This is a genomic window from Zavarzinella sp. (genome assembly GCA_041399155.1).
Lineage (GTDB): Bacteria > Planctomycetota > Planctomycetia > Gemmatales > Gemmataceae > JAWKTI01.
The window spans coordinates 817,701-833,510 of sequence record JAWKTI010000001.1 but is presented as its reverse complement, the minus strand read 5'-3'; the positions used below and the strand labels follow the sequence as shown (position 1 = coordinate 833,510).

Annotated in this window: 15 protein-coding genes; 6 read left to right on the top strand and 9 right to left on the bottom strand. The window is 51.2% G+C overall.

The window, feature by feature from the left end; translation table 11 throughout:
* Window positions 1-144: 144 nt before the first annotated feature.
* Entirely contained in the window at window positions 145-1,149 is a 1,005-nt protein-coding gene (locus R3B84_03525; GenBank protein MEZ6139620.1) for a hypothetical protein, read from the bottom strand.
* 339 nt (window positions 1,150-1,488) lie between these two features.
* On the opposite strand from R3B84_03525, the gene R3B84_03520 reads away from it, so the two are divergent.
* Complete coding sequence (locus tag R3B84_03520) at window positions 1,489-2,307, top strand: hypothetical protein (protein MEZ6139619.1); 819 nt, start codon at window positions 1,489-1,491, stop codon at window positions 2,305-2,307.
* Window positions 2,308-2,337: 30 nt separating this feature from the next.
* Here R3B84_03520 and R3B84_03515 read toward each other — a convergent pair whose 3' ends face one another.
* A complete protein-coding gene (locus R3B84_03515; protein MEZ6139618.1) occupies window positions 2,338-3,516 on the bottom strand; it encodes a glycosyltransferase in 1,179 nt (392 codons plus the stop codon).
* A 121-nt stretch (window positions 3,517-3,637) separates the two neighbouring features.
* Between R3B84_03515 and R3B84_03510 the strand changes: the two genes are divergently transcribed.
* Together R3B84_03510 and R3B84_03505 are read left to right on the top strand one after the other, a co-directional pair.
* A complete protein-coding gene (locus R3B84_03510; GenBank protein ID MEZ6139617.1) occupies window positions 3,638-4,099 on the top strand; it encodes a DUF6428 family protein in 462 nt (153 codons plus the stop codon).
* 243 nt (window positions 4,100-4,342) lie between these two features.
* Window positions 4,343-4,966, top strand: a complete 624-nt coding sequence (locus R3B84_03505; GenBank protein ID MEZ6139616.1) for a methyltransferase domain-containing protein — start codon at window positions 4,343-4,345, stop codon at window positions 4,964-4,966.
* Window positions 4,967-5,021: 55 nt separating this feature from the next.
* On the opposite strand, the gene R3B84_03500 is transcribed toward R3B84_03505, so the two are convergent.
* Complete coding sequence (locus R3B84_03500; GenBank protein MEZ6139615.1) at window positions 5,022-5,513, bottom strand: CbiX/SirB N-terminal domain-containing protein; 492 nt, start codon at window positions 5,511-5,513, stop codon at window positions 5,022-5,024.
* Between the two features lie 172 nt (window positions 5,514-5,685).
* Here R3B84_03500 and R3B84_03495 point away from each other — a divergent pair, with 172 nt between their 5' ends.
* The 3 genes from R3B84_03495 (at window position 5,686) to R3B84_03485 (ending at window position 9,519) form a co-directional block, all read left to right on the top strand.
* Window positions 5,686-6,966, top strand: coding sequence for a DUF1501 domain-containing protein (locus R3B84_03495; protein ID MEZ6139614.1), 1,281 nt, complete (start codon window positions 5,686-5,688; stop codon window positions 6,964-6,966).
* Window positions 6,967-7,075: 109 nt separating this feature from the next.
* The gene (locus R3B84_03490; GenBank protein ID MEZ6139613.1) at window positions 7,076-8,824 is read left to right on the top strand and encodes a glycosyltransferase family 39 protein; all 1,749 of its coding nucleotides are present in this window, start codon (window positions 7,076-7,078) and stop codon (window positions 8,822-8,824) included.
* A 329-nt stretch (window positions 8,825-9,153) separates the two neighbouring features.
* Window positions 9,154-9,519, top strand: coding sequence for a hypothetical protein (locus R3B84_03485; GenBank protein ID MEZ6139612.1), 366 nt, complete (start codon window positions 9,154-9,156; stop codon window positions 9,517-9,519).
* A gap of 22 nt (window positions 9,520-9,541) precedes the next feature.
* On the opposite strand, the gene R3B84_03480 is transcribed toward R3B84_03485, so the two are convergent.
* From R3B84_03480 to R3B84_03455, 6 genes are all read right to left on the bottom strand, one after another.
* Window positions 9,542-10,915 (bottom strand): O-antigen ligase family protein, encoded by a 1,374-nt coding sequence (locus R3B84_03480; protein MEZ6139611.1) that lies wholly within the window; start codon window positions 10,913-10,915, stop codon window positions 9,542-9,544.
* Between the two features lie 30 nt (window positions 10,916-10,945).
* The gene (locus R3B84_03475) at window positions 10,946-12,205 is read right to left on the bottom strand and encodes an ABC transporter ATP-binding protein (GenBank protein ID MEZ6139610.1); all 1,260 of its coding nucleotides are present in this window, start codon (window positions 12,203-12,205) and stop codon (window positions 10,946-10,948) included.
* Between the two features lie 18 nt (window positions 12,206-12,223).
* Window positions 12,224-12,754 (bottom strand): ABC transporter permease, encoded by a 531-nt coding sequence (locus tag R3B84_03470; protein MEZ6139609.1) that lies wholly within the window; start codon window positions 12,752-12,754, stop codon window positions 12,224-12,226.
* Complete coding sequence (locus R3B84_03465; protein MEZ6139608.1) at window positions 12,718-13,143, bottom strand: ABC transporter permease; 426 nt, start codon at window positions 13,141-13,143, stop codon at window positions 12,718-12,720. Before R3B84_03465 ends, R3B84_03470 begins: the two co-directional genes overlap by 37 nt.
* 61 nt (window positions 13,144-13,204) lie before the next feature.
* Window positions 13,205-14,581: a VanZ family protein gene (locus R3B84_03460; protein ID MEZ6139607.1), complete on the bottom strand. Its 1,377-nt coding sequence runs from the start codon at window positions 14,579-14,581 to the stop codon at window positions 13,205-13,207.
* Window positions 14,578-15,789, bottom strand: coding sequence for a TIGR03087 family PEP-CTERM/XrtA system glycosyltransferase (locus R3B84_03455; GenBank protein MEZ6139606.1), 1,212 nt, complete (start codon window positions 15,787-15,789; stop codon window positions 14,578-14,580). Before R3B84_03455 ends, R3B84_03460 begins: the two co-directional genes overlap by 4 nt.
* Window positions 15,790-15,810 lie beyond the last annotated feature (21 nt).

The window sequence follows — 15,810 nt, the reverse complement described above, 5'->3', positions numbered from 1 at the left end:
TCTGGTCGTTGTTGATGCCATGATGAACTCCCCTAAAAGGCGATCGAGTCTTTTCAGACAACACCAGCAAAAGTAATCAGACGCTTTGCCAGACCATGGAAATTGGGAAGAGGTAGTTGCGAACAGTCGAAGAATTGCTCCTGGCTACATCAAATAACGCATTTTTAATATGGCTTTTTTGCGTTTTTCTTCATCGGCTACCAGTTCTGCCAACGCATCAAATCCATAGATCGTTTTAATACGATGATCCAGGTGTGCCCGATCCCGGCGCAGATCATCTTGTTTCCAGTACTCAGCACTGTGGGGATCATATTTCGATTTTGTCTCTTTGCCGAATTCATCAGAAACATCAGGTAAAGTGCGATACAACTCCATGTGGTGAAAATGAGCTGGAATGCCTTTTCTGGCAAGATCTCCAAATCCATAACTACTTAATTCTGCCAGTGCAGCTCCATGGTTGATGACATGCCACAGCCCGCCAAAACCATCCCGCCGTTCACCTTGAAACTGAATTAACTCATCCAGCACCGCTTCGGCCATTTGTGCTAACGTGGTGTATGGTTTACGTTGCTTTTCTTTCGGGATAACGATTTTATTGGCGTAAATGCGACCACGCTCTTTGCCGTAATAACCACTGCCTGCATTGGCAGCGTTAAACTGTTCCATCAATTTGCAGATACCATTGATTACCGAAGTCGTTGCGAGATCTTCGTGATCTTTTAAGGCACGGATAGCAATGGACGCAAAAATCACATTGTGACCGGATTGTCTGGTTTCTGAAATATTCTTTTCCAGCGAGTCCGCAATATTCCGAATCAGTGTCGGTTTCGCTGGTTCCTTCGGATATGCCTGAAACAGCTCTTTCACAGTGACCGGCGAGTTTTTTCGTGGGCTGAAAACTGATTCTCCACGAATAATCCGCTCCAGTTCACCTTCAATACCTGTATAAACTTTCGCGTCCAGATTGGGATGCTGTTCTGCAATAAAGTAGCCAGCAATTACCGCCGCTCCCAGGTGCCCCGCCATGGAATTCACCAGGTGTGCTCTGCTGAGTGCATTCAGTCCTTTTGGCAGATAGTCAAATGAAACCATGAAGTGACCGGTTGTGTCGTAAGAGATAATTGATTTGGATTGTACCTTTCCATTCATAGATTTACCATTGAAATTTCAGACAGGAAAGCCCATCGAAACCCAATTTCATATGAAAATCGGTGTTTTAAAGTCTGTCTGAAACTCAACCTCGGTTGGGTTTGTGAGCCGACGGCATTAGCCGCGGTTGGATCGAAAAATACCAGAAACACCGAATTTCAAACTGATTTTGGTTTAAAACATGCCTGCCAGTGGTCCCGCGTGTGAGTGTCTTTGAGATTTTCAATGGAAGAGACTTCCGGCACACTGATCAGCATTGACGAAGAAAAATTCCCCGGTTACGATTGCAACGATGCTTCAGCTTAGACTGAAGCCATGTATACTCTTCCAGGATTACTGATGAAGTTGAACATTCTCTACAGCATCTCGTTCTGCCTGTTCGCACAGGTCAGCTACGCACAGTCCAGCGGCACTAACCTTCAGGGAAGTTGGAAGATCACCTCGATCCTCGAAGATGGTCTCATCATTTCCGACAACGAAATTTCTTCAAAATATGTGGCAGGTGGGACGATTACCATCAAAGAACAACTCATTGAGTTCAGTAAGCCAGGCACCAATGAAACGAAAACGCTGCTGTTCACGCTGAATGAGAAAGTCTCGCCGAAAGAAATTGATCTCGGCGGCTCCGACAAACTGAACGGCAAGGGGATCTTTATTCATAACGATGATACCCTGCTGTTGTGTTTCGGTAATGCGGATGCCAGGAACCGCCCCGGCGAATTTTCAGCCAAGGCTGGGTCGGGGCAATTGATGATGACTCTGAAACGGATCAGTTCTATTGGAAACGCCCCCATTCGCCCGCCAGTACCACCTGCGCCTGTCAACCCACCGAAAGACGATGATGCTCGGAAAAAGCTGATTGGCACCTGGGGCCATCAGTCGGAAGACTGGATTCACTTGATTACGTTAAACGATGATGGGACCTTCAGCTCGTTGAGAAAATACAAAAAGCGGATCGGCAAACTGTTGAATCCCGATGTGCAATCAAGCGGAACATGGAAATTGGATAATGGGGTGATCCTTGCGAAGGTCACTGCCTCCACCGACAGAGATATGAACAACCAGTACTACTCGTACAAAATCCGTTCTGTCTCTGCAACGGAATTGATCTGTGTTGACCAGTTCGGCCATCTGTGGCGAGAATGGAAAACACGTTAAGGCTTCCAGAAAGTCAAGTCTGCTGTGGGTTTACCCCTCAATCAATTCAGCGAAGTGGGTGGCTTTGGCCTGCCACGATTCTGCCATAAGTACCTCTCTGGCAATCAGTTGCGATGGTGGCGTGCCAGTTTGCAACCGTTCCAGCACACGTGCGGCAAACTCCTCCGGAGTGCGGACGAGATCCGCACCTTCCGACCAGGTTTGGTTGGCTGGCAAATCGCTCACCACCACCGGTCGACCCGTCGCCAGATATTCCTTCAGTTTCAGTGGTTGCATTGCCCGCGTTACCGGCAGATCTGCATACGGCATGACCAGCACGTCTGCCCGTTTCGCCAAACTGGGTAAACTGGCAAAAGGTTGTGCTGGCAACAGGTGCGTGTGGGGCAACCTGGCCAGTTGCGGATCGGGATGCTGGTGCGGGCCAATCAACAGAATCGACCCCTGCCCCAGTCTCTGAGCCAGGGCTGCCACCATGCCCGTGTGCAGTCGCGGGTCGACGACGCCCCAGAATACTATCCACGGTTTTGGCAGATGATCCCACTGTGTCCACTCCCCACGTGGGTGCTGCCAGAAATCGAGATCCACTCCATGACTCAGCAGTGTTGCGTTCGTCCCCAGTCCTCGAAGGCGGGCCTGGAGATTTTCACTAACTGCCACAGCAGTCGATACTTGCGACAATAAATCGCGTTCCATTCGCGTCATGGTGGTGCGGTCCAGACCCGGCCACAACCCAAAGTCGTCCACACAATAATACACCCAGTGCCGCACGTTCAGGTGGGGGATCAGGTCAGCCACAATCGGTAAGGTGGTGATCGCAATCGGTGGGCTGGGTAATTCCTGAATCGCACGCTGCAATGGTGGCACCAACAGTCGCACATTCAAACGACGATCAAACTTCTTGGTAAACCAGGGCCACATGCGAGGATTCAGCACGTTCAAATTGGCTGGGATCGCTTGGCTCTCATTATTTTCTAATTTTTGCGGCTTTGGCACCAGCCATTGGCGAAGTTTGCCCCATGCACGCTGAATTGTCAGCCAATCGAGTTGTGGGGCTCGTGTGCCTATCGTGTTCACCCACAGTACGGTGCGGGTGGGCAAAAGTTGCCGAATCAGATGTTGGGCACTGGAAGGGTGACGGCCCCAGTCATCCGCAAAAACCAATAACGGTGAAAGTTCTCCCACAGATTGTTCTTTGTTCGTGGTGTTCATGCACCATCATCCTACAAATTGCAGAAAAATGCGGTTTCATTTTGTTTTCGGATCATGTTTCTGAATCGCCCAACGAATCGATATATCTACAATAACGGCCACCGTATTAGAGAGAATGGCGATGAACTTAGCCGAATTTCAGTCAATACTACAAGCGAACCCCGAAGCTGCGTTACATGTAATGCTGCCCAGCGGGGAGTTTGTTCCTGCCCACTTCCATGTGACTGAAGTGGGTCGGATTCAGAAAGATTTCATCGATTGCGGCGGCACCACCCGATCGAGCACCACCTGCCTGTTGCAACTGTGGGTTGCTACCGATGAAGACCACCGGCTGACCTCAACCAAACTGGCGACAATTTTGTCGATGGCGGCACCATTGCTGCAATCGACTGATCTGCCCGTAGAAGTGGAATATGAAGGTGAAGTGGTGTCTCAATACCCGCTGTCCGAAGTAGAATTGACCCCTTCGGGCATTCTTCTGACCGTTGGCAGCAAGCACACCGACTGCCTGGCAAAAGACCGTTGTGGGATTCCCACCGTAGAAGCGGATGGCACGTGCAGCCCCGGTTCTGGCTGCTGCTGAAGTTAATTATTTCCGATCAATTCCCTGAAAATACTTTTCCTGAAATGTGGGGTCGATTTTCTTGTAGAGATTGATTGCTATTGCGCGTTTCTCGGATAGTTTTGGGTGTTTTTCCGCAATTGCCAACTTTTCCGTGTGCCGGCAAAGTGCAGTGCTGTATACAAGTTGAAGTTGTTTTCCAGATTGGACTGGGCATGCTGGCTGAGAAATCCTTGTTGATACAGGCAATCGAGTGATTAGTAAATGAATATCGTTAATCAGATCGTGCATGATGAACTCGCTGCTGGTAGAAAACTGAATCTGGACCTTGGTTGCGGACGCAGACCCAGGAGCGGATTCTTCGGCGTCGATTGGATTGAAATGCCAGGCGTTGATATTGTCGCGAACCTCAACGAGCCTCTCTCGGAACTGCCCGACAATTCCGTCGCCTCAATCTTCACGCACCACACTCTGGAGCATGTCGTTGAATTTCTGCCGCTGTTGAAAGAGATCCATCGCATCGTCGTCCCTGATGGGAAGGTGGAAGTGGTCGCCCCGCACTTCTCGAATCCATACTGTTACTCAGACCCGACCCACGTGCGTTTTTTTGGGTTGTACAGCTTCTTCTACTTCGCCGACGATGCCGACCAGCCTAGAAGAAAAGTTCCTGCATACTACATTCCGGAGCGATTCACCGTCGATGCAGTCAAAGTGACTCTGATTCCGACCCTCTTGCTCTGCAAACCAATACGCCGACTGGCCGCCAGGATTGTCAATTCCTCGATTGGCATGCTTGACTGGTATGAACGCGGATGGTGCCGGCATTTCCCTGCGGATAGCATCAAATACACACTCCGCGTAAAGAAGACCGTTCCGCAACAAGGATAAGCATCGGGCCATACGGCTTGGAAACAATCTGACTTGTAATTATATGATGTGTCAACTAATTCGCGTGTGACAGGACTTCATTCGCACGTGCGTGCACAATTTCCAGCATCAATGGGTGTAAACCCAGGTGGGACGCCAGTAAAAACCGCACGTGGGGGAATTCTGCCTGCAATGCCGCCTGCGCTTCCTGCATATCATCTATGGCGTGCATGCCGGGTGACAGAAAATATGGCAGCATGACGACTGTCTTCGCACCTGCAGCCACGCACAATCGGCCACCGGTGGCGATATCTGGCTGGCACAATTCCAGGTAAGATGGTTGTATATGCAAATATTCCCCACGTGGGGCCAGCAGATTTGCCAGTTCCTGCAGTTCTGCATTTGCAGCAGCCCGCCTGCTGCCGTGGGCGATCAATAATAACGCAGGCAAATTGTTGTTCGGACCTTCAGTCACCACGAAATCCTTTATTTTGAACAGCTTATTGTAGGTTCTCAGGTGGCTTGTTTCCCACAAGGGAGGGGCATCTGCCCCACGATTATCAGACATTCAGATAGATTTCAGATTGCAAATCAGGAATTAATGAGAATTTTTTCTAACAAAATTTCAAAAATTCTTAAAAATCGGATTGAATCATCTCGAGAATAAGATTAACATTCAAACAATTCCCGAAACATTGAATCGGGTACCAACCAAACTTTCCCGCCGGTAGAGACCATTTATGATCACGTTTAACGGTCAATCACAATCATTCTGCGATGGTGTTAACCGTCGTAATTTCCTGCGAATTGGTGCGTTCGGTGCAGGGATTACCCTGGCCGATGTGCTGCGTGCCAAAGCAATTGCGGCACCTGGTGGCACTTCACCCACCATTAAATCCGCAATTATGGTGTACCTGCCTGGTGGGCCTTCCCACATGGATATGTACGACCTGAAGCCTAACGCACCCAGCGAGTTCCGTGGGGAATTCAATCCGATTAAAACCAAGGTGCCGGGCGTGGAGATTTGTGAACATTTCCCCATGCAGGCAGCAATGTTCGACAAACTGGCCGCCGTTCGTTCGCTGGTTTCGGTCGATGAGCATTCCGATTCGTTGGTGATGACTGGTTACCCGGAACGGGAAAACCGCACTGCCCACCACCCTTCGTTTGGGTCGGTGATTTCGAAACTGCGTTCCAACAGCGGTCAGGACGTACCACCATTCGTCAGCCTGCGTGGGATGAGCCGAGGCAATGAACCAGGTTTTCTGGGCGTTGCCCACCGTGCCTTCACCCCATCCGGTGCTGGCCTCGACAACCTCAGCATGCGTGGTGGCTTTACCGTGGATGCAATGGATGATCGCAAGAACCTGTTGAAAAACTTCGATACCGTGCGTCACGAAATTGATACCACCACCACGATGCGTGGGATTGATTCGTTCACGGAACGTGCATTTGATATGATTGCTTCAGGCAATGTCCGGAAAGCACTTGACCTGAAGAGCGAAGACCCACGCGTACGTGACCGCTACAAGGGTGTGGAGCAGTTCCTGCAGGCCCGTCGTCTGGTGGAAACCGGTGTCGGCTGCGTCACCTTGTCTTATGGTGGCTGGGATACCCACGGTCAGAACTTCACCACCCTCAAAAAACAATTGCCCATGCTCGACCGTGGCGTGGCCAACATGATCTCCGATCTGGATGAGCGTGGTCTGCTCGAAGACACCATCGTGGTTGTCTGGGGTGAATTCGGCCGTACGCCGAAGATCAACGGTGGTGCAGGTCGCGATCACTGGTCGCCAGCGATGTCCGCAATGGTTGCTGGTGGTGGCTTGAAAGTGGGCCAGGCAGTCGGCAGCACCACCGATCGTGGTGAACGGCCTAAAGATCGTCCTTACAAAGTGTCCCACCTACTCTCGACCTTCTACCATGCCATGGGAATCGATCCTTCCATGACCTTCAATAATGGCAGCGGTCGACCAATGTACATTCTCGATGATCGTCAAACTGTCAGCGAATTGCTGTAATTAATACTCTTTGAGCGTCCTCTCCGTAAGCCGTACCCTTGTGGTACGGCTTTTTTCTTTCTCCATTCTCAAATACAACAAACAGTTCGAAAATCATTCACATGGAACCATGGAAGAATCCCACATCCAAAACAATCAGTCATCCCCACTCCAGCGTAACGATTACATCTGGTTATCGCTGCTATGCTGGGTTTACTTTGGCATCTCACTGGTGATTCCGCGGGTCTTCACCACACATGAAACGACCCACTGCATTAACGTGCGGGAAATGTTCGATTCTGGAAGTTACCTCATCCCCACCTACGGTGGGAGGGTCTGGCTGGAACGCCCACCAGTGCCTCACTGGCTCACTGGGGTGGGTGCCCTGCTGGTGGGAGATATTCAAGATGAATTTGCGATGCGGTTTCCTTCGATTCTGTTCAGTTGGCTGACCGTACTGTTGGTGGCCCACCTGGCAGCACAGGTTTTTGGCAGAATCACCGGCTTGCTCAGTGGGCTGGTTCTGGCAACAATGCGGGAGTTTGCTTCGTACGCGGTGGCACCAGAAGCCGACATTTTTCTGGCTGGAATTGTTACAATTGGTGGAATGCTGGCCCTGAAACTATTGTCGCGGCCAGCACCACAAAGCACTTCATTTTTGGGGAATCGCCCCACGGTATACTGGCTGTTTTACCTGGTCATGGGAATCAGCCATTGGACCAAGGGGGTATTTTTTGGCAGCATGTTTATTGCGTGGCCAATACTCCTCTGGCTGATCTGGACCTGGGATCGTCGACGCTTTTTCGCACTTTTCTGGCTGCCTGGAATTCTGCTGTTCCTTGGTGGCGCAGCCAGTTGGTTGCTTGTGGCAAGCAGCAACGAACCAGGAGTCGTTGATCTTTGGAAAAACGATTACCAGGGTCGCTACAACACCGACTACATGAAAGAACCAGCGTGGTATTACGCGGTCCAACAGCCTTGGAATATCTTCCCCTGGACAATTGCATTGGTTGTCGGACTGGTTACCACATTTTCTCAGATTCGTGGCACAACAGTCTCACCCTGGCGGTTCGTCTGGTTGTGGGCAATCGTGCCGCCGATCTTTTTCTCGCTGTTTAATGGCAAGCACCACCACTACATGCTCAGTTGCCTGGCGCCTGCCGCAATTCTGGGCAGTCAGGGCCTGCAACGGATGTTTTCCTGGTTTCAGCAGCAGCCACGCTGGTTTCGCCATCCCGCACTGTGGTCAGGAATCCTGATTCCACTGGGCCTGGGTACTATCCTGGCGTTAGCCAAAAAGCTACCTGGGCCGGCCAATCTGCAAACGATCTTACTTCTGGCATGGGTGCCACTGGTATTGTTTGCGACCTGGTTTGTTTCCCGCCCACAGCCCAGGGTGGCGTTGGTGGGTCTGCTGATGGTCATCACGTTCATCCACATTGCTGCCCACTACTTTCGATCGAAGTATCTGGACAATTACGCAGAAGACTCACGGTTGATTGCTGAAATCCGTGAGTTGGTACCACCGGAAGAACATGTGTATGTGCTGGATGAAGAAGAACCATTGAATGCCTCCTGGAACCTGTATTACCTGGGCAGAAATGCCCGCCAGCTCCAGAACATTACTTTTCTGCGCAGTACGGAAATCGATCGACCCACCATCTACCTGCTGGCACGTGGTTATCATCAGGAACAATTAGCGGAATATGGTGTCGCTGAGCAATTGCTGCAGAGCAAACGAACCCGCAAGGAAATCACACCCGCAGATCGTAAGACCTTGTATCGCCTGACTTTTCATGCTGATCTGATACGAGTGGTGCCACCAAAGATTACTCCCATGCAGTCAACAGGCCGGGCACCCGGGCCATTTTTGAAGTAGTTTCAGACATTTCGTATTCACCACATCTTGAACTGGATACCACTTTTTAGGATAGTCCGATGAGCGAGCGATTTTGTGGGATAGTCCTGACTGGATCAACAGAGATTGTAGTGAACGCATTTCATGCACTTGCGACACCGCATCCCTTATTGTTACTCCAGCGTGAAGCAAACTTTGCCATCCTTGCACATGGTGCTGGTACGGAGATGAAGAACTATGCGCAAGTAGCAAGATCTCTTTCGACAAAAATTCATCCAATAGCAATCGTGTTTTCCTGTAGTACCAGTGGACACGCATCGTATCAACTGTTTGAACACGGGAACTGTGTCATGAACGAACAGTATCCAGAAAATGTCGACGATACACAGATGTATCACGATATTGGAATCAGTAGATCTGAATTACATGAGCTGTTTCTGTCAAATCTCACACCGGCATCAGTGAATCCCCTGGATTTGTACTATGCCATCGAGCTTATTCAGCAGCATGGCTGGCAAGAGAAAGAGGGGATTTCAAATTTCAAACGGCAGGCAAAGTTGGCGTATCAATTGATGGAACAATACAGTTACGAATCAGCATTGAAAATGTTGGACTCGTTGGAACAACAACTCAATTCACTCAAATACAATCAACATGTCTGGTTCATTCAGGCATACATCAGGTATTACCAGAAAACAATTTCTGAGACAATGTAACCTTCTGAACAGCGGACAACCATTAGCCAAATTCATGGGATTCATGCACACGTTTCAGTTGCAGAATCGACCAGAGCTGGATGACCAGGATTTCCAGTACGTAGGGTGGCTCGAACGTTTCCAGCGACAGGAAAAAGCTGCCAAACATCCAGCAGATCAACGAACCTTCGATGCCACAGGCCATCGCATAGACCAGGTGGGCATCTTTGCCACGGTATCCCGCAGTGGAACTAATCGGTTGCCAGCGCCCCCCTGTCAGTGTGTGGCCGGCGGCTAGCAGCAATCCCACGATACTGTTGGATCCTGGGATTGACCAGCGTATTTTTGCCGCAAGATATAAGCAGACCGCGTAAATCGCCAGCAAACCTGCCAGAGCAATCATACCACTGTCGGCGGCAATCTGCAGATAGTTGTTGTGAATCACCCGCCCTTCTTCATCGGCACCGAACTGGTAGGTGTAAAGGCTGGAATTTCGGATGCCATAACCAAAAATTGGCCGTTCGTTGGCCATATTCCAGGCGATTGCCCAGGTGGTTTTCCGACTGCCGGCACTTTCATCCTCTTCGTGGGAAGTAATACTCATGAACCGCTTGGCAATCTCATCGCTGACCAGAAACGGCAGCATCATTGCCCCCACCAGATAGCCCACCAGAATCAGGCGTTTCGATTGGCAGCGGAAGATGTAAAACGGCACGGTAATCAGGATCGAAAGCATCGCACCGCGGGAGTACGAGGTCAGGACAGCATGGACAATCAGCATTGCACATACCGGGAACAGCCAGCGAATCCAGTGCTTGACACCGTCCCAGGCATAGACGCACATAGGGAAACCCATCGCCAGCATCAGTGCGGCACCATTGTTATCCAATCCCCCACCGCGAATATCGGAATAACCCTGATTCACCAGATACAGGTAGTTGTTGAAAAAGTAATACTGGTTGACTTCAAACGCGATGTACGAAAGCGAACCAAGAACCACCAGATAGATGATCCAGATCTGGCGGATACTGGTCAGCACCATGGCAGAGATGAAGAACATCAGGAAGATCTTGCGATAATCGCTGAAGATCGGTTCTGCCAGTAACTGATTTCGTGAAGTCAAATAGGTAACGGTGATCCACAGGGCAAAAAACGCAAAGACAAAATGTCCAATATTCGGCCTGGGCAGTGGCTGATTCACAAACCGTTGTGGGGCAATAAAACGGGCGAAGCGCCAGACAAAGGTGGCCCCGATGGTGGGGAGTGCCATCATCAGCGCCCACTGAAAATCGGGATAGGCAGCCAGCGACTCTTTCCAGATCACCTGAGGTCGAAAGACTGTAAAGAAGTAATACAGCACCAGTGGAATGAACGGCCCCCAGATCAGACTGGCCGCACCACCCCAGGCAGAGATCATCAATAGCAATCCCAGTTTTAACACGTCCGGTTAAATCTCCTGTGGTACGACCACCCGAGCCTGTAAATCACAGCGGACGGCACCGTCAGCGACAGGTTTCACGCTGCTGTCATCCGGATTGGGAATCACTTCCAGATCGCAGGCCGATTCTACCTGATCAATAATGTGATCCGGCCATTGGGCCAGCCACAGACCCATGGTATAACCTCCTGGTTGCAGGTGCAGGGCGGGGATGGTCAATTCCACCTGATTCGTGCCCGGTTGTAATTGTACCGGGTAATCAATGCGGGCGGTATCGGCGTGGATCAGGCGAAAACCGGTGCGATCAATAATGGTCAGTGCGATGCTGTCGGTCACAATCGGTTGGTCGGCGTGAATCGTCAATTGTACCCGCAGTGGGCCACCGGAATGGACGAGATCGCCCGCACCGTTGTCCATCGTCATACTGGTGAAGCGTGCGGTCAGTAGCCCCTTTCGGCGGGTATTGGAAAGATCGACCTGCTGACCAGGTGGCACCACGACGGCTTCCCGTGCAAGGTAGGTGGCAATTACTTCCGCTGTGGGGCCCACCTGTACCACTTCACCTTTGGAAAGCAGCACCGCACGGTGGCATAAGCGACGCACCGCGTGCATATCGTGGCTGACAAAAAGGATGGTGCGGCCTTCCTGTGACACATCCTTCATTTTACCCAAACATTTTTTCTGAAACTGTGCATCGCCGACTGCCAGAACTTCATCCACAATAAGGACTTCCGGCTGCAGGTGGGCAGCGATTGCAAACGCCAGCCGCACCACCATACCGCTGGAATAACGCTTGACGGGGGTATCCAGAAACTGGTCCATATCGGCAAAAGCGATAATTTCATCCAGTTTGGATTTAATTTCGCGGCGGGACATTCCCAGAATGGAGCCGTTCAGGAAAATATTCTCTCTCCCACTCAATTCGTGGTGAAAACCAGTCCCCACCTCGAGCAGGCTGCCTAATCGCCCACGAATCAACGCCTTGCCACTGGTGGGCTCGGTAATTCGTGAGAGAATTTTCAGAAGTGTGCTTTTGCCAGCACCATTACGCCCCACCAGTCCAATGACTTCGCCTGGCTGCACCTCAAAGGAGGTATTTTTCAACGCCCAGAAGCCATTCGCCTCATCCAGCGTGGTGCGGCCCGTCAGCGTCTGCATCGACCGCTTCAGGTGGTAAAGCACATTTTCAGTCAGGTTGCGATCCGCACGCTGCAAACCACCCAGGTGGTAGAACTTAGAGATCCCATCAACAATTACTGCGGGTTTCATTTCTTGCTCCGTGGGGGGTTAAATGACATCCGCAAAGGTGCGTTCGACACGTTTGAAATAGGCCAGGCCAATCACCGCAATGACGATTGCCATGCCACTGGATACCCCAAACGAATACCAGTTCAGAGGCTGATTCAGGATTGCCTGCCGGAAATTTTCCACCAGACCGTGGCACGGATTGATTGGCAGCAGCCACTGTGCGGTCTGGCCCAGCGATTCAATCGGCCGATAAATTGCGGGCGTGGCAAACATCCACAATTGAATCATAAAGCCCAGAATGTAACGGAAATCGCGTTGGGCTGCGACCAATGCTGCCAGAAATGCTCCGATACCCATGGCGGCAATAATCATCATGCCGGCTGCCAGTGGGGCAATTGCCAGTCGCCAACCCGGTACTACGCCAAAGATCAGCATCATGATCACGAGTAGAATCTGGGCAACAATCAGGTCGAACAGGGCACTCCCCACTGCACTGAATGGCACGTGCAATCGTGGGAAATAAATTTTGGTGATCAGGCGTTCGTTGGCGACGATACTATTGCCCGCCACCGACAGCGAATCTGAAAAAAGGTCCAGAGCAAAATGCCCGCGAAGACAAACATTGCGTAATTTTCAACGCCGGTGCCCATGCCACCCATGCGACCAAAGAAAATGGCAAAGACCACCATGGACAGCAGGGGTTGCACAAAGGCCCAGGCGATCCCCAGAACGGTCTGTTTGTAGCGAACTTTGATATCTCGCCACGCCAGGTAGAACAGGATCTCGCGGGTCCGCCACAATTCCCCGAAATTGACCAGGTGCCAGCCAGGCCGACGTTCAATCACAGTAATCGGGAGATGATCCTGTCCGCTGGGCTGGGCAACCAGTTCCGGTGGGGAGACATTCTCTGCTTCGTGCTGTTCCACCACGGTCTCATCGTTTATTAATGAAGAATTCATGATAATAATTGTCAGTCTTCGCCTTAAGTTCTTTGTTTTCTGGCAGTTACGGCCAATTTCATTAATTTGCTGACTGAGGACGAGGTCCCGGCCAACGTGGGGCGTACATCGGACGCTGATTTTCCTGGGGTTGCTTTGGCGGTGCCTGTTGCACCACACTGGAGCGATTGCCCCAACGCAGTGCCAGCCAGCCACCAATTCCCCCACCGATAAAACCTAGTTCGACTTTACTGGTGCTGGGGATGGGCGAGAATGGATTTTCCAAAAAAGCTGCCGAAGTGGGTGAATTTCCCATGAACAGCAACCCGCATTCCAACAACAAAGCGATTGTCCCGACAATGAGACTGGTCCAGGCCCAGCCGGATTTGCGGTGCAGCAACACGCCCAGCACAATCATCACCATCGTGCGGTCGACAATTTTGCCAAATGCGGTCAGGTAGTGGCTGCGAAAATAATCCGTGAAGGGCACCCAGAAGATTTCTTCAAACTTCCAGTGCAGCCAACCGGTTCCCACCCAGATGCGGCCATACCAATGAACGGTGGCCAGGGCGACGCACCACAGCAATGCGAAGAAAATCCGGTAACGGCTTACAATCAAAGGAGTTCGGGCGAATTGCCAACCAAGCAGCACCGCACCGGTGCCTGCGATGACATCGCTCAGATAGGTGCCACAACTTAACACTGAAAGTTGCACCAATTCCAGCAGCGTGGCACAGGCGAAACCAATTCCAAGTGCATAAAGGAAGTTGTCGCCCCACTTTGGGGTGGTGAATCTAGCCCACATCCAGCCAATCGGGGCAAAATAAGCCACAATGACCAGAAGTTTTTCCAGAAAGCCCACCGGTGGGAACCACTGGATTCGGCCAGCTTTATACTTATACCATAATTCCGTGGGGCTGATGCTGAGATCAAACGGCATGCCATTGACCGCAATCAGGAACAACAGGTAAAACGGAATAATACGAAAAAAGGCATGTTCTCGACCGGAAGTCGTCCACAACGTCCGCATCCGCTCGGTCACATTCTGTCCGTAAAGGCACCATCCTACGGCACCGATTCCCCCACCAACTGTGTTGGCGATCACATCGTTTACCGAAGTTGTTCGCATCGGGAACCACAGTTGGGCAAATTCCACCCCCATGCAGATCACAAATACAGCGGCAATGACTGCCATGGGTGCCCACAGATGTCGCCGATCCACCATCAGTGCGGCACAGCCCACGAAGCCTAACGGGATGTATAGAAGGATATTCGCCACCCAGTCGGAGCGGGACTCGAAGGAAAATGTCGTTCGCATCGCTTCTGCAAACTGGATACGTGCTGTCGAAAATGAAAGTGAAATCGCCTCGAATGGCACCAGACTGCCATAAACGATGAACAATGCAAAGGCAATCGAGGCAAAGGCATAGTGATGACGCTGTGGGAAGGGTGCTTTCATTGGCCTGCACTCGACTTGGGTGTCAACAGCATCTGTTCAAACGGCCCCAGGCACAGGTCCCAATTGTGGTAGATTTCAACAAATTCACGTCCCTGCTGGCCTAGTTCGGCACTTTTCTGTGGGTTGTTCAATAGTTCTGTTACCATTTGTAACCACTGATCGCGGTTTTCGGCCCGCAGTATCGGCAGTTGGGCATGATGGCTCAGCCCACCCAACGCTTGTGGGGAAGCAATCACCGGTTTTCCGGCAGCCATTGCTTCCAGCACCTTATTTTGAATGCCCCGGGCGATCTGCAGTGGGGCAACGGCTAGAACTGCTTTGGCCAGATAGGGTCGAACATCGGGCACCGAGCCTGTCACTTCCACACCTGGGATATTCTGCAGTTCCACCACGGCAGGTGCGGGATTTCTGCCCACAATCCGGAACGTGGCCTTGGGTACTCGGTGGCGAATTTCCGGCCAGGCTGCTTTCGCAAACCAGCAGACGGCATCCACGTTCGGGCGATAATCCATCACCCCCACAAACACACAACTGTGGTCTGTCGGTTCTGTGGTTGGGTGAAAATAATTCAGATCCACGCCATTGGCGATGCAGTGCACATTTTTGGCTGTGGTGCGGTCGCGAAACAATTTCGCTTCACCTTCACTCACCAGGGTGACGACATCTGCCCAACTGGCCAGTTTTTTTTCTGCTTTGAGGGTGCGTTTGGCTTCCAGTTGAAAAACCATTTTTTTGGGCTGGGAACTCGCCGCCGCATAATCTTCCCACTTCTGGCTGTCGACGTCCATCACGTCGATGACCCGCAACGCGTTACTAAGTTCCGGAATGTTCAAATAATCAGCAATGCTGGATGCAGAAGCAATTGCCATGTCGAAAGGCACCGCTTGAGCAAGTTGTTTGATGGCGTTCTGCAATTCTTTGGAGAAAAAATACCCCTCGGAGATGCTTTTTCCTTTCAACGCATTCCACGCACCCTGGGGGAGTTTCCAGTGCTGGTGGGGCACCGCAATGACCTGCTTACACATGCCAGACAAGGTATCGCGGGCTTCATCGGTGACTTTTTCATCGGCCAGGGCCGCCAACCACACAGACGCACGCTGACTAAGAAACCTCAACAGGTGGTATGTGCGAATCCTGTCGCCTTTGTCTGGTGGATATGGTAAACGGTGGGTTACCAGAAGAACGTTCTTCGTGCGATTGGGTTGCAAAGCAATTTATAGGTATAAGTA